The 16845-nt window shown below is 71.7% G+C and carries 13 protein-coding genes and 2 pseudogenes; 6 read left to right on the top strand and 9 right to left on the bottom strand.

The window, feature by feature from the left end; translation table 11 throughout:
- Nucleotides 1-77: 77 nt before the first annotated feature.
- Genes QA861_RS22930 through pdhA form a run of 3 tightly spaced genes read right to left on the bottom strand, consistent with a single transcriptional unit; the run spans nt 78 to nt 3917 of the window.
- Nucleotides 78-1559, bottom strand: coding sequence for a dihydrolipoamide acetyltransferase family protein (locus tag QA861_RS22930; RefSeq protein WP_334590164.1), 1482 nt, complete (start codon nt 1557-1559; stop codon nt 78-80).
- A gap of 10 nt (nt 1560-1569) precedes the next feature.
- Nucleotides 1570-2595, bottom strand: coding sequence for an alpha-ketoacid dehydrogenase subunit beta (locus QA861_RS22925; RefSeq protein ID WP_334590665.1), 1026 nt, complete (start codon nt 2593-2595; stop codon nt 1570-1572).
- Between the two features lie 2 nt (nt 2596-2597).
- Nucleotides 2598-3917 carry a pyruvate dehydrogenase (acetyl-transferring) E1 component subunit alpha gene (gene pdhA / locus QA861_RS22920; RefSeq protein WP_334590163.1) on the bottom strand — a complete coding sequence of 440 codons (1320 nt, stop codon included), beginning with the start codon at nt 3915-3917 and terminating at the stop codon, nt 2598-2600.
- 320 nt (nt 3918-4237) lie between these two features.
- Between pdhA and QA861_RS22915 the strand changes: the two genes are divergently transcribed.
- From QA861_RS22915 to QA861_RS47090, 4 genes and pseudogenes are all read left to right on the top strand, one after another.
- Nucleotides 4238-4918, top strand: coding sequence for a response regulator (locus QA861_RS22915; RefSeq protein WP_334590162.1), 681 nt, complete (start codon nt 4238-4240; stop codon nt 4916-4918).
- 139 nt (nt 4919-5057) lie between these two features.
- Nucleotides 5058-5453, top strand: a complete 396-nt coding sequence (locus tag QA861_RS22910; protein ID WP_334590161.1) for a pyridoxamine 5'-phosphate oxidase family protein — start codon at nt 5058-5060, stop codon at nt 5451-5453.
- 16 nt (nt 5454-5469) lie between these two features.
- Nucleotides 5470-5931: pseudogene (locus QA861_RS47095) on the top strand (phosphotransferase); the annotation flags it as partial.
- 495 nt (nt 5932-6426) lie between these two features.
- A pseudogene (locus tag QA861_RS47090) lies at nt 6427-6990 on the top strand (phosphotransferase); the annotation flags it as partial.
- Between the two features lie 132 nt (nt 6991-7122).
- Here the strand turns inward: QA861_RS47090 and QA861_RS22900 are convergent.
- A complete protein-coding gene (locus QA861_RS22900; RefSeq protein ID WP_334590664.1) occupies nt 7123-8724 on the bottom strand; it encodes a protein kinase domain-containing protein in 1602 nt (533 codons plus the stop codon).
- A 349-nt stretch (nt 8725-9073) separates the two neighbouring features.
- On the opposite strand from QA861_RS22900, the gene QA861_RS22895 reads away from it, so the two are divergent.
- A complete protein-coding gene (locus QA861_RS22895; RefSeq protein WP_334590159.1) occupies nt 9074-10789 on the top strand; it encodes a protein kinase domain-containing protein in 1716 nt (571 codons plus the stop codon).
- 88 nt (nt 10790-10877) lie between these two features.
- Here the strand turns inward: QA861_RS22895 and QA861_RS22890 are convergent, their stop codons facing one another.
- Nucleotides 10878-11420, bottom strand: a complete 543-nt coding sequence (locus tag QA861_RS22890; protein WP_334590158.1) for a bacterial proteasome activator family protein — start codon at nt 11418-11420, stop codon at nt 10878-10880.
- A gap of 179 nt (nt 11421-11599) precedes the next feature.
- Between QA861_RS22890 and QA861_RS22885 the strand changes: the two genes are divergently transcribed.
- Nucleotides 11600-12037, top strand: coding sequence for a hypothetical protein (locus QA861_RS22885; protein ID WP_334590157.1), 438 nt, complete (start codon nt 11600-11602; stop codon nt 12035-12037).
- Nucleotides 12038-12054: 17 nt separating this feature from the next.
- Here QA861_RS22885 and QA861_RS22880 read toward each other — a convergent pair whose 3' ends face one another.
- The 4 genes from QA861_RS22880 to QA861_RS22865 form a co-directional block, all read right to left on the bottom strand.
- Nucleotides 12055-13035, bottom strand: coding sequence for an NAD(P)H-quinone oxidoreductase (locus QA861_RS22880; RefSeq protein WP_334590156.1), 981 nt, complete (start codon nt 13033-13035; stop codon nt 12055-12057).
- Between the two features lie 221 nt (nt 13036-13256).
- Nucleotides 13257-14363: a potassium channel family protein gene (locus QA861_RS22875; RefSeq protein ID WP_334590155.1), complete on the bottom strand. Its 1107-nt coding sequence runs from the start codon at nt 14361-14363 to the stop codon at nt 13257-13259.
- A gap of 46 nt (nt 14364-14409) precedes the next feature.
- Complete coding sequence (locus QA861_RS22870) at nt 14410-15876, bottom strand: molybdopterin molybdotransferase MoeA (RefSeq protein WP_334590154.1); 1467 nt, start codon at nt 15874-15876, stop codon at nt 14410-14412.
- Entirely contained in the window at nt 15873-16811 is a 939-nt protein-coding gene (locus tag QA861_RS22865) for an NTP transferase domain-containing protein (protein ID WP_334590153.1), read from the bottom strand. The genes QA861_RS22870 and QA861_RS22865 overlap by 4 nt, the downstream gene beginning before the upstream one ends.
- Between the last annotated feature and the right edge of the window lie 34 nt (nt 16812-16845).

The following is a 16845-nucleotide window of genomic DNA, read 5'->3' as shown; positions in this document are numbered from 1 at the left end:
GGACAGAACAGAAGGGGCGGCCGCAATCCGAACTTGCGGCCGCCCCTTCAGATTTCAACTTATATCGCCCCGGACTCTCACGCCCAGGTGATGAGCTTCTTCGGCTGCTCCAGGATCGCCGCCACGTCCGCCAGCACCTTGGACCCCAGCTCCCCGTCCACCAGCCGGTGGTCGAAGGAGAGGGCCAGGGTCGTCACCTGACGGGGCTTCACCTTGCCCTTGTGGACCCACGGTTGGAGCTTTATCGAGCCGACCGCCAGGATCGCGGCCTCGCCGGGAGGGAGGATCGGCGTGCCCGTGTCGACGCCGAAGACACCGACGTTCGTGATCGTCACCGTGCCGCCCTGCATCGCGCCGGGGGAGGTCTTTCCGTCCCGGGCGGTGGACACCAACTCGCCGAGCGCCTCCGCCAGTTGCGGGAGCGTCTTGTCGTGGGCGTCCTTGATGTTCGGGACGATCAGACCGCGCGGGGTGGCAGCGGCGATACCCAGGTTGACGTAGTGCTTGAGCACGATCTCCTGGTTCGCCTCGTCCCAGGACGCGTTGATGTCCGGGTGGCGCTTGATCGCGACCAGCAGGGCCTTGGCGATCAGGAGCAGCGGGTTCACCCGCAGCCCCGCCAGCCCGTAGGAGTCGGGGGCCCCCTTGAGCTCCTCGACCAGCTTCAGGGTGCGCGTCACGTCCACCGTCACGAACTCCGTGACATGCGGCGCCGTGAACGCCGAGCCGACCATCGCCGCCGCGGTCGCCTTCCGTACGCCCCTGACCGGGACGCGCGTCTCCCGTGTGCCGTCGTACGTGGCCGCCGGCGCCGGAGCCGCCGGGAGGGCCGGCGCCGTGCGCACCGGCTCGGGGACCGTCGGGGCCACCGCCGCGTGCACGTCCTCGCGCGTGATGACGCCGTCGGGGCCCGACGGCGTCACCGTCGCCAGGTCGACGCCGAGATCCTTGGCGAGCTTGCGCACCGGCGGTTTCGCCAGCGGACGGGCTGTCACCGCGGCCACGAGCGCCTGGCCGGGCAGAGCGGTGCCGGTGCCGCTGAGGACGCCGTGGCCGTTGTTCGTCTCCGCCCGCCCGCTGTGGCCGTTCAGCTCGTGCTGGACCGCCGCGGCGACCTCCTGGGCCGGGATCTCGGCGCCCTTGCGGGGGCGGCGCTTGGTCGAGGAGACGGCCACGCCGTAGCCGACGAGGACCGGCTGGCGGGCCGGCGGTTTCGCCTCCTCGGGTGCCGCCTCGGGTGCTGCCCGGGGTGCCTCGGCCGGAACGGGGGCCTCGGCCTCCACCGCGGCCCCGGGCCCGCCCGTCACGTCCACCGCGATGATCGACGTACCCACGTCGACCGTCGTGCCCTCGGGGAAGTGCAGTGAGCGCACGACCCCGTCGTACGGGATGGGCAGTTCGACGGCCGCCTTGGCGGTCTCGACCTCGCACACCACCTGGCCGTCGGTGACGGTGTCGCCCGGCTGGACGTACCACTTGAGGATCTCGGCCTCGGTGAGTCCCTCGCCCACGTCGGGCATCTTGAACTCGCGAACGGACGCGTCAGTCATCGTCGTCACGTCCCTCTCCTCAGTACGCCAGCGAGCGGTCGACGGCGTCGAGCACCCGGTCCAGGCTCGGTAGGTACTCCTCCTCCAGGCGCGCCGGCGGGTACGGGGCGTGATAGCCGCCGACCCTGAGCACCGGTGCCTCCAGGTGGTAGAAGCAGCGTTCCGTGATCCGGGCCGCGATCTCCGCGCCCGAACCGAAGAACACCGGTGCCTCGTGCACCACGACCAGGCGGCGGGTCTTCTCGACCGAGGCCTGGACGGAGTCGAAGTCGAGCGGGGAGACCGACCGGAGGTCGAGGACCTCCAGGGACCGGCCCTCCTCGGCCGCCGCGTTCGCGACCTCCAGGCACAGCTTCACCATCGGGCCGTAGGCGGCGAGGGTGAGATCGGTGCCCTGGCGGACCACCTGGGCCTTGTGGAGCGGGCCAGGGATGGCCTCGACATCGACCTCGGCCTTGTCCCAGTAGCGTCGCTTCGGCTCGAAGAAGATCACCGGGTCGTTGCTCTGGATGGCCTGCTGCATCATCCAGTACGCGTCCGACGCGTTGGCCGGGGACACCACTTTGAGGCCCGCCACATGCGCGAAGAGCGCCTCCGGGGACTCCGAGTGGTGCTCGACCGCGCCGATGCCGCCGCCGTACGGGATGCGGATGACGATCGGGAGCTTGATCTTGCCCAACGCGCGCGCGTGCATCTTCGCGAGCTGGGTGACGATCTGGTCGTACGCCGGGAAGACGAAGCCGTCGAACTGGATCTCGACCACCGGGCGGTAGCCGCGCAGGGCGAGGCCGATGGCCGTGCCGACGATGCCCGACTCGGCGAGCGGGGTGTCGATGACCCGGTCCTCGCCGAAGTCCTTCTGCAGACCGTCGGTGACCCGGAAGACTCCGCCGAGCTTGCCGACGTCCTCACCCATGATGAGGACCTTGGGGTCCGACTCCAGGGCCTTGCGCAGCGATTCGTTGATCGCCTTCGCCAGGGCCATGCTCTTGGACGTCACGGTCTTCGGGGCCGCGTTCGTCGAAGCCACTGTCTCAGCCGCCATGGTCATGCCCCCTCCACATCTGCGAACGACGCCTGGTAGGCGGCGAACTCGGCCCGCTCCTCGTCGACGAGCGCGTGCCCGTCGGCGTAGGTGTGCTCGAACATCGCGAACGGGTCCGGGTCGGGCATCGCACGGACCACTTCGCGTACTCGCCTGCCCAACGACTCACTCTCGGCCTCCAGTTCCGCGAAAAATCCCTCTTCCGCGTGGTTTGAGGCCTCCAGGTAGGTCCGCAGACGCGTGATCGGGTCCTTCACCTCCCAGGCCGCCCGCTCGTCGTCGTGGCGGTAGCGGGTCGGGTCGTCGGAGGTGGTGTGGGCGCCCATGCGGTATGTGTACGCCTCGACCAGCGTCGGGCCCTCGCCGCTGCGGGCCCGCTCCAGGGCCCACCTCGTCACCGCGAGGACGGCCAGCACGTCGTTGCCGTCCACCCGTACGCCCGGGAAGCCGTAGCCCTGCGCGCGCTGGTAGAGCGGGACGCGGGTCTGGCGCTCGGTCGGCTCGGAGATGGCCCATTGGTTGTTCTGGCAGAAGAACACCACGGGGGCGTTGTAGACCGAGGCGAAGGTGAAGGACTCGGCGACGTCGCCCTGGCTGGAGGCGCCGTCCCCGAAGTACGCGATGACCGCGGAGTCGGCGCCGTCCTTGGCCACACCCATCGCGTAGCCGGTGGCGTGCAGGGTCTGCGAGCCGATGACGATCGTGTAGAGGTGGAAGTTGTTGGTGTTGGGGTCCCAGCCGCCGTGGTTCACCCCACGGAACATGCCCAGCAGGTTGGTCGGGTCGATGTCCCGGCACCAGGCCACGCCGTGCTCGCGGTAGGTCGGGAAGACGTAGTCGTCGGGCCGGGTGGCACGGCCGGAGCCGATCTGGGCGGCCTCCTGGCCGAGCAGCGAGGCCCACAGGCCCAGCTCGCCCTGCCGCTGGAGGGCGGTGGCCTCGGCGTCGAAGCGGCGGGTCAGCACCATGTCCCGGTACAGGCCGCGCAGGTCGTCGGGGGTGAGGGCGGCGACGTACGGGTCGTAGGCGGCGTTCTTGACCCGCCTGCCCTCGGGGGTCAGTAGTTGGACGAGGTCCGGATCGGCGCCCGTCCCGGCCGGCTTTTCGGCCGACTTGGCGGCCGGCTTCTTCGCGGCGGCGCGTTTGGCGGTGACGCGCTTCGCGGCCGTGGCCTTCGTCGCGGTGGATGTGGCGGGCGGCGCGGCCGTGGCAGTTGCGTCGACGGCCGGCGTGTCGGCGCTCTGCGCGGTGGTGCGGGTGGTACCGGTCTTGCTTCCGGCGCTGCGTCGCGGTTTGCGCGCGGCAGTGCTCTCCACGGTCACGTGTACTCCTCCGTCGGTCCGGCCCCGGGGTTGCCGGGAAACCAGTGCGGTCACCTTTTCCCGATACCCGTGCACGGGGTGGGTGCCACTCGGCCGGGAACAGGCGTGACAGGCGTCCCGGCGAGCGTCCCGCAAGCATCACGTTACCCAGTGCGCCATATTTCTATGAAACCCCCCTGACCTGCGATTTTGCTTGGAAATCCAAGTAAATTGAGCAAGTCGGGAAGGGGCCCTGGTCACAGCCTTGCAGGGGGCCGGAACAACGGCACGTTATCCCGCTGACCCAGCTCACGGGAAGAGCCATATGTGAGACTGTCCGTGTGCCCGAAGACGGAAAAATCACCGTATTTCTCCTCGACGACCATGAAGTCGTCCGCCGGGGAGTCCATGAACTGCTCTCGGTGGAGGACGACATCGAGGTGGTCGGCGAGGCCGGGACGGCGGCGGACGCGCTGGTACGGATTCCGGCCACCCGCCCCGACGTGGCCGTCCTGGACGTACGGCTCCCGGACGGCAGCGGCGTCGAGGTGTGCCGCGAGATCCGCTCCCAGGACGCGGGCGTCAAGTGCCTGATGCTGACCTCGTTCGCCGACGACGAGGCGCTCTTCGACGCGATCATGGCGGGCGCCTCCGGGTACGTCCTGAAGGGCATCCGCGGGCATGAACTACTGGCGGCCGTACGGGACGTGGCCGCCGGCAGGTCCCTGCTCGACCCGGTCGCGACCGCCCGCGTCCTGGAGCGGCTGCGGGACGGCGGCGGCCCGAAGGGCGACGAGCGGCTCGCGGACCTCACCGAGCGGGAGCGCCGGATCCTCGACCTGATCGGCGAGGGACTCACCAACCGCGAGATCGGCGAACGGCTGCACCTGGCGGAGAAGACCATCAAGAACTACGTGTCCGGACTGCTGTCCAAGCTGGGCATGCAGAGGCGCTCGCAGGCGGCCGCGTACGTGGCGCGGATGCAGGCGGAACAGCACGGGCGGCAGCGGCAGGGTTTCTAAGGGGCCGGGGTTTCCGGGCGGCCAGGGTTCTCCCGAGGCCGGTCACACCACCCGGGACACCCGAATCGGGACTTTAGGCCTCTCTTCTCGGGGCGAGCGCCCCTGGTGTGCCCGGCCGCCCGTCGCGCACCCTGGACGCATGCCGACCGACGAACAGCGCGCCGCCGATCTCCTCGGCCGGGTCGAGCACGGCCGGGTCGCGACCAGCATGCGCGCGCTGCCCTTCCTGGCGTCCGCCCGGCACATCGTGGTGGACGGCCAGGTGCTGCTGCGCCTGCACAGGGGGCACGGCTACCACCGGGCGTGCGTGGGCGGTGTCGTCGCGTACGGCGCCGATGTGCCGTCCGCGCGGAGTCGGTCCTGGTCCGTGCAGGTCGTCGGGGAGTGTGCCGCCGTGGAGCCGACCCCCGCCGAACTCGACCGGTTCGGCCCCGCACCGCGCTCCGTGGACGGCGTCCCCTTTGATCCCGTCTATCTGCGGGTCGAACCCCAGTTCGCAACAGTGCACTCGGTGATCGAAACCGACAGCCCGTGACCGTCTGCGGTCGTCTGTGACTGTCTGCGACAAGCGCCCCGCTCACACGCCCGGCTCGTGCCCTACCATCTGGCGCGTGCCGCGCTCATCTGTACCACCCCTTGTGCCCCATGCGCCCCCTCTGGGCGCCCTCCTCCGCCAGTACGCCGCCGGGTCCGCGCTCACCTGCGAGCCCGTCGACCAAGGGCTGCTGAACCGCGGCTACCGGCTCGCCACCACACGCGGCCACTACTTCCTGAAGCACCACTTCGACCCCGAGACCGCCGACCCCGCCGCGATCGCCCGTCAGCACCGGGCGACCCAGCGCCTGGCGGATCTCGGCGTCCCGGTGGCCCCGCCGCTGCCCGGCCGCGACGGACGTACGGTCGCCGTCGTCGGCGGAAACGCCTACGCCCTGCACCCCTGGATCGACGGCCGCCACCGCCACGGCGGCCAGCTCAGCACCCTCCAGTGCGGTCGGCTGGGCGCACTGCTGGGCGTGGTCCACGCGAGCCTGGAACGGGTCATGCCGACCCGTGGCCGTGCGCCGGGCGAGAGCGGGGACGGGCGTGAGGACGAGGTCGGCGGACAGGTGCGGGGTACCCCGCAGGGGCTCCCCGGGGGACGGGACCGGGCCGCTCCTCAGAGGGCGACCTCCGGTCGAGGTCAGGCCGCCGAGCTGGGCGGCGCCGGTCGCGTCCAGCGGGGACAGGCCGGCCCGGAGGAGGGACCCGGTCGGCCGGGCGCTGTCGTCCACCCCCGGGACGCCACCCGACGGGGATGGTCCACCGACCGCGGCCGGGCCGCCGCCCCTGCCGAAGCCCACGCGCCGACCCCCACCCACGGCATCCCCGTCGAGTCCCCGCGCTCGCCCGGCGCCCCGGGCACCTCTGCCGAGCTTTTGAACTCAGCCGGCGTCCGTCGCACCGACCACTCCACCGGGCAGCAGCGGCAAGCCGGTCCCGACGGCATCGCCGAGCCGCTGCAGGCCCCCTCGGCCGACCCCGCCGACACCTTCGCGCTCATCGACGACCTCCTGGCGCATGTCCGCCGTCACCGCCCCACCGACGCCTTCGACGAACTCGCCCGCCACCGGCTCCTGGAACGGCGCGCGCTGCTGGAGCAGCACGCGGACCGGCGGCCCCCGCCGGGCGGCTCGGTGGGCTGGGTGCACGGGGACTTCCACCCGTTCAACCTGCTCTACAAAGGGGACGCCCCGGCCGCGATCGTCGACTGGGACCGGCTCGGCGTACAGCCCCGCGCGGAGGAGGCCGTACGCGCCGCCGCGATCTTCTTCGTACGTCCCGCCGGCACGCTAGACCTGCCCAAGGCACGGGCGTACGCGCGCGCGTACCGGCGTGCCGCGGGGGCCACGCCCTCCGAACTGGCCGCCGCCGTGCACCGGGTGTGGTGGGAGCGTCTCAACGACTTCTGGATGCTGCGCTGGCACTACGAGCGGGGTGACACCCGCGCCGACTCCCAGTTCCCGGCCGCCTCGGCGCTCGCGGTGTGGTGGACGCGCGAGTACGACGTGGTGTGCGGGGCGTTCGTAGACTGACGCCCGCCGAGGAGTGGCTGCCGCCCGCAAACGGCACGCGCGCGTGAAGCCCCCTCGGGCCGCACGCGCGCGTGGAGACTGCTTTCCGTCAACCCGCCGTCGGTTCGTTCCCCCGGAAGGGCGGGCGGCGGGTCAGGGAGTGATGCCGCCGCCGTCCGTACCGCCGTCGTCCTCCCCGGTGTCCCCTGACGTCTCGGACGACGGAGTCGCCGCGCCGGTCGACTGCGACGCCGTGATCGACGGCTGCGGAGTCGTCTGCACGTCCGACGGGGTGGGCGACGGCTCGGTGGAGGGGGTCGCCTCGCCGGTCGACTGCGACGCCGTGGGCGACGGCGTCCAATCGGACCCGGTGCCCGAGCCGCTGCCGTCGTCCGTGGCGGTGTCCGACGTCTCCTCGGAGGCCTCGTCGGTCGGGCTGGCCGTGGAGTCGTCGGTCTTCTGGGACTGCGAGGTGGTCGGCGACTCCTTGGTGCCGGTGCTGCCGCCCGTGCCCTTGCCGTTCTGGACGGCGAGGGCGACGCCGGCCGCGATGGCGATCACGGCGAAGAACGCCAGTATCCACAGCTTGCCCCGGCCGCCGCCCCGGTTGCCGTGTCCCTCGAAGCCGCCGTCGTCCCCGCCGCCGTACCCGGCGGGCAGGATCTGCTGGGGGATCTGGGTGGTGCCGGCCTGCTCACCGGGGTGGTTCATCACCGTGGTCCCGGCGAAGCCCGCGGAGGGGGTGTGCCGGCCCTCGTGCATGTCGACGGGCCCGGTGTTCCAGGTGCCGGTGTGGCTGCCCTGGTCGTACAGCATCTGCAGGCCGTACTGGATGAGACCGCGCATCTCCTCGGCGGTCTGGAAACGGTCGTCCGGCTCCTTGGCGAGGGAACGCATGACGAGCCCGTCGAGTTCCGGCGGCGCCGCGTCCGAGACCTGGGACGGGGGCACCGGAATGTCCTGGACGTGCTGGTAGACCACGGACAGCGGGGTCTCACCGGTGAACGGGGGCCGCAGCGCGAGGAGTTCGTACAGCAGACAGCCGGTGGCGTACAGGTCGGAACGGTGGTCGACGGCCTTGCCGAGGGCCTGCTCCGGGGAGAGGTACTGGGGCGTGCCCATGACCATGCCGGTCTGCGTCATCGTCGTGGACGCCCCGTGCAGCGCGCGGGCGATGCCGAAGTCCATGACCTTCACCGCGCCGCCGTGCGTGATGATCACGTTGGCGGGCTTGATGTCGCGGTGCACGATGCCGTGCTGGTGCGAATAGGCAAGCGCTTCCAGCACCCCGGAGACGATGATCAGGGCCTGCTCGGGCCCGGGCGCCTCGGCGTTGATGAGGAGATCGCGGATGGTGCGCCCCTCGACGATCTCCATCACGATGTACGGAACCGACTTGGCGCCGCTCGCGGTGAAGCCGCCATGGGGCAGCGTGTCCTCGCCGGAGTCGTACACAGCGACGATCGAGTGATGGTTGAGCCCGGCGACGGACTGGGCCTCGCGTGTGAAGCGGGCCTTGGAGATCGGGTCCTCGGCGAGGTCCGCGCGGAGCAGTTTGACCGCGACGGTCCGCCCGAGCCGCACGTCCTCGGCGGCGAACACCTCTGCCATGCCGCCCCGGCCGAGTCTGTGGGTGAGCCGGTAACGGCCGTCCCCGACCAGTCCGCCGTTGCCCCACAGCTCAGGCGCGTCTGACATACCGCCGCCAGCCGCCTCGGGGTCGGACGGGCCCTGAGCGCGCTGCTGTGCCATCAGTCCTCGCCGTCGTTTCTGCCCGCGGTGCGCGCGGTGTTGTTACGGTCTCCGTCGGCCACGCTACAGCCTTTACCCAAGCCTCCGGTCCGGGAGGCGCTCCCGGAGGAACTCCGGGAGGAGCCCGGGTACGGGTCCCGGGCGGACCGGTCATCAAACCCGTTGCGGGTATGGTCGTGCAAATTGCGTGCCCCGTCCGCACAGCACCTGTAACGCTTCCGCGACGCTTCCTTCCCGTACGGTCACGGAACGGGCACCGCGCTTGACGTGTCAGTGCCCTCCGGCAGACTTGGCCCGGAAATCAGCCAATCGATCACGTCTGGCTGTGAAGAAGCTCGGGGGACGCTGAGACATGAGCCAGGACGGCGCACACGGCCGGTACGCGGGGCACGCGCTCGCCGGCGGGCGCTACCAGCTGCGCGAGCTGCTCGGCGAGGGCGGCATGGCCTCGGTGCACCTCGCGTACGACTCGGTCCTGGACCGGCAGGTCGCGATCAAGACGCTGCACACCGAACTGGGCCGTGAACAGGCGTTCCGCGAGCGGTTCCGCCGCGAGGCCCAGGCCGTGGCCAAGCTCACGCACACGAACATCGTCTCGGTCTTCGACACCGGCGAGGACGACGTCGCGGGGATCATGACCCCGTACATCGTCATGGAGTACGTCGAGGGGGAGCCGCTCGGCTCCGTACTCGACGCGGATCTGCGGCAGTTCGGGGCGATGCCCGCCGACAAGGCGCTCAAGGTCACCTCGGACGTGCTCGCGGCGCTGGAGATCAGCCACGAGATGGGCCTGGTCCACCGGGACATCAAGCCGGGCAACGTGATGGTGACCAGACGCGGTGTCGTCAAGGTCATGGACTTCGGCATCGCCCGCGCCATGCAGTCGGGCGTCACATCGATGACGCAGACCGGCATGGTCGTCGGCACTCCGCAGTACCTCTCCCCGGAGCAGGCGCTGGGCCGGGCCGTGGACGCCCGTTCCGACCTCTACTCGGTCGGCATCATGCTGTTCCAACTGGTCACCGGGCGGCTGCCGTTCAACGCGGACTCACCGCTCGCGATCGCGTACGCGCACGTCCAGGAGCAGCCGGTCGCCCCTTCCTCGGTCAACCAGGCGTTGCCTCCGGCGGTCGACGCGCTCGTCACCCGCGCGCTGAAGAAGAACCCGAACGAGCGTTTCCCGAGCGCCGTCGCCATGCGCGACGAGTGCCTGCGCGTGGCCGCCTCCCTCCAGCCGGCCGCCCCGAACATCGTTCCGGGCGCCCCCGCGCAGAGCGGCGCGGGCGTCGCCTCCGCGGTGTTCCCGCCGGTCGACCAGTCGACCCCGGCCCCGCCGAGCCCCGTACAGACCCCGTACCAGCCGACCCCGTACCCGCAGCACGCGAATCCGCAGCACGCGAATCCGCAGCACGCGAATCCGTACGGCGCCACTCCGCCCCCGGCGTACACCCCTGCGCACACGCCCCCGCAGACACCGGCTCCGGCGTACGGCTATCCGCAGCAGGCCGCGTACCAGGCGCCCGGCGCGTACGCGTCGCAGCACACGCCGCCGGTCGCGTACTCCCCGGCGCCGCCGTCCCCGTCCTCCTCCGGAGGAGGACGGAAGAGCAACATGCCGGTGATCGTGGGCTCGATCGTCGTCTCCCTCGTCGCCGTCGGCGGCCTGCTCCTGGCCCTGCGACTGGGCGGGAACACCACCGACAACGGCGGCGGCTCCCCGAGCGCCTCGGCCTCACAGACAGCGGAAACGGGAACGGACCCGGGTTCGGACTCGGGCTACAAGGGGCCGGACCTGAGCAAGACGATCGACGAGGACAAGTGTGCCGAGGCGCAGGAGTCGTACACGGATCCGAACAAGGTCCAGCTTCCCGACTTCCGCTACAAGAACCTGACCTCGGTCCGGGCCTGTTTCCAGGCGGCCGGCTGGCGGCTGAAGATCACGCGGGTCGACGAGAACACGTACGGCAAGGACATGGTCATGGACCAGTTCCCCTCTGCGGGCACGGACGCCGACCCGGAGGACATGCCGGTGATCGAGCTGAGCGTGTCGACGGGCAACCCGTCCTGAGTGGACGGTTGTTCATGGGGTGGGGCCCGACAGCCGGTCGGTCGGCCACCGGGCCCCACCCCATGAGATCTGGGAAGGACCGGAAGGACTAGAGGTACGGCCCGCCCGTACGTCCGCCCGTGCGCGGGTCCTCGTCACCCTCGTGGCCGCCGACACCCGGCGGCAACGCGCGGCGCATCTGCTCAAGCTGGGCCCGCGCGGCCATCTGCTGGGCGAACAGGGCGGTCTGGATCCCGTGGAAGAGTCCCTCCAGCCAGCCCACCAACTGGGCCTGCGCGATCCGCAGTTCGGCGTCGCTGGGAATCGCCTCGTCCGTGAACGGCAGGGACAGCCGCTCCAGTTCGTCGACCAGCTCAGGCGCCAGACCGTCCTCCAGCTCCTTCACCGAGCTGGAGTGGATCTCCTTGAGCCGGACCCGGCTCGCCTCGTCGAGAGGAGCCGCCCGCACCTCCTCCAGCAACTGCTTGATCATGCTGCCGATCCTCATGACCTTGGCGGGCTGCTCCACCATGTCCGTCACCGGAATCTCGCGGGAGTCGTCGTCACCGCCACCACCGAGAGCCATCCCGTCCTGGCCAACAACCAGGATCTGGGGGTTCTCCGGCGACCTTTCGTTCCTCGGCATCTCCATGTGGCCATTCTCTCCCACCTGGTCGCGTTGTCGGCCGGTGGGTCCTGCCCGGCTCTCTCCGTCCGGGATGCCGGACAGACGGGTGCGTGTGAGGCTGGTCCCGTCGAACCCCGGTGACGGGTGACGGGTGACTGACGATCGGTGACTGGCGACTCCGAAAGCGGGAGGGGGCCAACGACGTGACTCCATGGCTTCGCACCCTGCGTACCTGCGGCACTCTGCTCGCCCTCGCGGCCCCCGCGCTCGCCGCCTCCCCCCAGGGCACGGCACCGCCGTACGGCATCCCGTCCATCCCGTCTGTCCCGTCTGTCCCGTCCCTCGCCCGCGTCGCCCGGCCCGCCCCCGACGCCTCCCGGGCCGGGAGCCCGGCGGGCGAGGGGCGGGAGCGGCCGGGGCGACGGGAGTCCGCGTCGCCCGACGAGTCGGCGTCCGAGGAGACCGTCCCCACCCCCGTACCCACCGCCGTCCCGGACGAGCCGGGCGGCGCCACCGCCGTGCCCGCCGCCGCGTCCGAGCCGGGCCTGCGGATACTGCCGCTCGGCGGCGGGCTGGTCCTGCTCGGCCTCGGCCTGGGCCTCGTCCTCCTGGCACTGCGGCTGCGCGTACGCAGGACGTGACCGGCGAGGACGTCCCGTTACGGGACCACCAGCAGCACCTTCCCCACGTGCCCGCTCTCCTCCACGAGCCGGTGGGCCGCCGCCGCGTCGCTCATCGGGAACTCGCGGTCGACGACGGGACGGACCTGACCGGCGGCGAGCAGCGGCCAGACGTGTTCGCGTACGGCGGCCACGATCGCCGCCTTCTCGGCGAGCGGGCGGGTGCGCAGCGAGGTCGCGCTGATCGCGGCCCGCTTGAAGAGGAGCGCGCCGATGTTCAGTTCGGCCTTGACGCCGCCCTGCATACCGATGATCGCGAGCCGTCCGTTGACGGCGAGGGCGCGAACGTTGCGGTCCAGGTACTTGGCGCCCATATTATCGAGGATGACGTCGGCACCGGCGCCGCCGGTCGCCTCCTTCAGCTCCTCGACGAAGTCCTGCTCGCGGTAGTTGACGAGGATGTCGGCGCCCAGCTCGGCGCACTGGTCGAGCTTCTCCTTCGTGCCCGCCGTCACGGCGACCCTGGCGCCGACCGCCTTGGCGAGCTGGATGGCCATGGTGCCGATGCCGCTGGAGCCGCCGTGCACGAGGAGGGTCTCGCCCGGGCGGAGGTGGGAGATCATGAAGACGTTCGACCAGACCGTGCAGGCCACCTCTGGCAGCGCCGCCGCACGCTTCAGGTCGATGCCCTCGGGTACGGGCAGCAGCTGACCGGCCGGGACGGCCACCTTCTGGGCGTAACCGCCGCCCGTGAGCAGCGCGCACACCTCGTCGCCGACGGACCAGCCGGACACTCCGGGCCCGATCTCGGCGATCCGGCCGGAGCACTCCAGGCCGGGGTACGGGGAGGCGCCGGGTGGCGGGTTGTAGAAGCCCTGGCGTTGCAGGATGTCGGCGCGGTTGACGGCGCCGGCCACCACCTCGACCAGCACCTCGCCCTCACCGGGCACGGGATCGGGGACCTCGGCCCACACCAGCGCCTCGGGCCCTCCGGGTTCGGGAATCGTGATCGCATGCATGAGGGGACGCTACTCCCCGTCCCGAGGAAATCGGGGTGCGATCCCGGTCCGACGTTAGAGACCGTGGACAGACGTGCGGCCTCGCGAGCGATGAGTTTCCGGCCGGCCGGCGGTGTTCCTCTGCGTCACCCGTACGCGCAAGGACTGCGGAAGGACCCGAGACATGAGCCCAGAGGCAGCCAGGGCGGGCAGGGCGGCCGAGTAACGCGGGCAGCGGGGGATCAGTTGTCGCGGATCGGACGGACGTCGGGCGCCACATGCGCGCCCGGCGTCGCCCGCACGATGGTGATGAGCCGGTCGGCCACCTGGAGCTCCCCGATGGCCGGATCGTCGTAACCCAGCACACGATGTCCGCGTACGACGCTCACGACCAGGTCGTCCGTCTCGCGCGGCCCCTTGCCGACCTCGGCCTTTATGACCGGCCGCTCGACGATGTCGAGCCCGCTGCCCTGCTGGATGAGGTCCTCCATGACCATGCCGGCGACGGGGCTGAGCACGGACAGCCCGAGCAGCCGTCCGGCCGCGCTCGCGCTCGTGATGACGGCGTCGGCGCCGGACTGCTTGAGCAGCGGCGCGTTCTCCTCCTCGCGCACGGCGACCACGATCTTCGCCTGGCGGTTGAGCTGCCGGGCCGTCAGGGTGACGAGCACGGCCGTGTCGTCGCGCTGGGTGGCGATGATGATCTGCCGCGCCTTCTGCACCTCGGCCCGCAGGAGTACGTCGCTGCGGGTGGCGTCGCCGACCACTCCGGCGTACCCCTCGGCGGTGGCGGCGTCCACGGCCTTGGAACTGGGGTCGACGACCACGACCTGTTCCTTCTTCAGCCCGGTGACACAGACGGTCTGTACGGCCGACCGCCCCTTCGTGCCGAAACCGATGACCACGGTGTGCTCTCGCAAGGCCGCCCTCCAGCGGTTCTGCCGCCACTCCTCGCGTGTGCGTTCCGTGAGGACTTCGAGGGTCGTGCCGACCAGGATGATCAGGAAGAGCACGCGCAGCGGTGTGATGACGAAGATGTTGGTGAACCGGGCGGCGTCACTGACGGGCGCGATGTCGCCGTATCCGGTGGTGGAGAGGGTGACGGTGGCGTAGTAGAAGGCGTCGAGGAGGCTGACGGAGCCGTCGGCGTTGTCGCTGTAGCCGTCGTGGTCGGCGTAGACGATGAGCGCGGTCCCGACCAGCACCAGCAGGGCCATGGCGACGCGTTTGCCGACCTGCCGGATCGGCCGTTCCACCACAGTCCGGGGAAGTTTCACCCGATAGGTCACCAGATGCTCGTCCGCCTGGCGGGCGATGGCGTCATGGCCCGGCAGTTTCACGTGAAACATCCTTCCCTTGCACGACGGCGGCGGGCGCCGTCGCGACCCAAATGTTTCACGTGAAACACAGCCCGGCTTCGGTGGCCGCGGCCCAGGGCAGGTCGAGCAGTTCCAGTTCCTGACCGGCTCGCGCACCGCCCGGCGGTACGACCGCGAGGGCCTCTGCTGCCGCGATCCCGCGCAGCATGGCCGGCCCGTTGTAGTGCAGCGGCACGGCCCGGTCGCCGCGCAGGACGACGGGGATGAGCCGGGTGTCGTGCGGATGCCCGTGCACCTCGTCCCTGAGGGGCAGCGTGTACGGCTCGGGCGCCGGCCGCCCGGCCAGGGTCCGCAGCAGGGGCTCCGCGAGGGTGAGCAGCCCGGAGACTGCGGCCAGGGGGTTGCCGGGCAGCCCGACCAGGTGCTGGTTCTCCTTCAGCCGAGCCAGCAGCATCGGGTGTCCGGGGCGCACCTGGACGCCGTGCACCAGCAGCTCGGCGCCGAGACGGCGCAGGGTGGGGTGGACGTGGTCGACGGGCCCGGCGGCGGTACCGCCCGTGGTGACGACGATCTCGGCGGGCGAGTTCTTCAGGGCTTCGTAGAGCGCCTCGGCGTCGTCCCCGAGCCTGCGTACGGTGATGACGTCGGCGCCGAGCGAGCGCAGCCAGGGCGGCAGCATCGGGCCGAGGGCGTCCCGGATCAGCCCGTCGTGCGGCAGTCCCTCGGTGAGTAGCTCGTCGCCCAGGACGAGGACTTCGGCCCGGGGCCGGGGAATCACGGCGAGGGTGTCGTACCCGGCGGCTGCCGCGAGACCGAGCACCGCCGGGGTCACGAAGGTGCCGGTGGGCAGCAGCTGGTCGCCGGAGCGGCACTCCTGGCCGCGCGGCCGGATGTCCTGGCCGTGGCTCATGGTGGGGGTCCCCCCGCTCGAGCGAAGCCGAGAGTGGGGGAGGGTGGCGTGCAGTCGGCCGTTGTCGTCGGTGCGGCCGTGCTCGCTGCGCAGTACGGAGGTCGTGTCGTGGGGGATACGGGCGCCCGTCGCGATCCGTACCGCTTCGCCGTCGGTGAGCGGTTCGGGCTGGGCGTGTCCGGCGAGGACACCGGCCTCGCGCACGTCCCAGGGGCCGGGGCCCGCCACCGCCCAGCCGTCCATCGCGGACGTGTCGAAGGAGGGGAGGTCGGTGAGGGCCGCGAGGGGGGCGGCGAGAACCAGGCCGAGGGCGGCTTCGAGGGGGACGGAGAGGGGGGACGAGGAGGCACGGGGGACCCGTCGGGCAGCGCGCTCGGCGATGGCACGGGCCTGGGGCCAGGGGGTGGCCCGGGGTCGCTCGAGGGCGGAGGCAGGAGTGACACCCAGCTCGGCGCCGGCACCGCCGCTGTCGGCGTCCACGTCGTAGACGCCCTCCCCTGTGAGGCCCGGTGCCGGGGGGCGCGCGGGGTTCGGTCCGTCGCCCTGCCCACCGAGGCTGTTGCCGTTGCCTTCGTTCACGAGGGCGAGCGCCTCCTCGACGCCGAGGTCGTCCAGGTCGCCGCGGGCGGTCATCCGGCGTCCGGGCTGCTGTCGGGGGCCTGGCTCGCGCCGGGCTCGACGGCTGCGGGCTTCGCCTCCGCCGCTGCCTCGTCGGCCCAGCGCAGTGCGAGGGCGACGGCCTTACGGGTGGCCTCCGCGACCGCTTCGGGGCCTCCCCCGGCCCGGCCCGCCGCGTATCCGACGAGGAACGTCGTCAGCGGGGCGGCCGGCCTGGCCACTCCGTGCGCGGCGTCGCGGGCGAGGTCCAGGAGGAGGCCGGTGTCGACGTCCAGGTCGATGCCCAGTTCGTCCTTGGCTGCGGAAATCCATTCGTCCAACACGTGCCCATGCTCCCTGATGCGTGCTCTGGCGGCGGCGATGTCTTCCCAGGTGTCGCAGTCGAAGGACGCGACAGGGTCCACGACACGGGTGAGGTCGAGCGCGGCGGTCAGCCGGCGCAGCGGCAGGCCGGTGAGGCCGCCGTGTTCGAGGGCGAGCGCGCCCAGCTCCCGGCGCAGCGCGGACGCCCGGTACGCGGCCACGAGCGGCTGGTCCCGGCCGCCGGTGTCGGTGAGCAGCGCGCCCTCGGCGCCACGCGTCCGCAGGGCGCCGAGAAGCCGCCGTACCGTCGCCGGTTCGAGGAAGGGGAGATCGGCGGAGAGTACGAGGACCTGCTCGGCCTCGGTGTGGCGCAGGCCCGCGTCGAGCGCGGCGACGGGTCCGCCGCCCGGCGGGTCCTCGTGGGCCCAGGTCACGGGCCGTGTGGTGGGCCGGGGGCCGGCCACGACCACGGTGGTGCCGGCGTCCGCGCAGGCGCCGAGCACCCGGTCGAGCAGCGCCCGCCCGCCCACCTGTACGCCGGGTTTGTCGGCGCCGCCGAGCCGCCGGGCGGCCCCGCCCGCGAGCACCACGGCGTCGTAGCCGTCGGCGCCGGGGGTCCCGGAGGGCTGGGGCTCGTAGGCGGTCACCCTCCGAGTATGCGGGCCGTCGTCGATCACGGGG

This window comes from Streptomyces sp. B21-083 (assembly GCF_036898825.1).
GTDB lineage: Bacteria > Actinomycetota > Actinomycetes > Streptomycetales > Streptomycetaceae > Streptomyces.
The sequence above is the reverse complement of the archived record's forward strand: the minus strand, read 5'-3'. Positions and strand labels throughout refer to the sequence as shown.

Coding starts and splice junctions, on each gene's coding strand:
- QA861_RS22925 (WP_334590665.1), bottom strand. CDS start 2,595: ATGGCGGCTGAGACAGTGGCTTCGACGAACGCGGCCCCGAAGACCGTG.
- QA861_RS22910 (WP_334590161.1), top strand. CDS start 5,058: ATGCCGACCGACGAACAGCGCGCCGCCGATCTCCTCGGCCGGGTCGAG.
- QA861_RS22895 (WP_334590159.1), top strand. CDS start 9,074: ATGAGCCAGGACGGCGCACACGGCCGGTACGCGGGGCACGCGCTCGCC.
- QA861_RS22890 (WP_334590158.1), bottom strand. CDS start 11,420: ATGGAGATGCCGAGGAACGAAAGGTCGCCGGAGAACCCCCAGATCCTG.
- QA861_RS22880 (WP_334590156.1), bottom strand. CDS start 13,035: ATGCATGCGATCACGATTCCCGAACCCGGAGGGCCCGAGGCGCTGGTG.
- QA861_RS22875 (WP_334590155.1), bottom strand. CDS start 14,363: ATGTTTCACGTGAAACTGCCGGGCCATGACGCCATCGCCCGCCAGGCG.
- QA861_RS22870 (WP_334590154.1), bottom strand. CDS start 15,876: ATGACCGCCCGCGGCGACCTGGACGACCTCGGCGTCGAGGAGGCGCTC.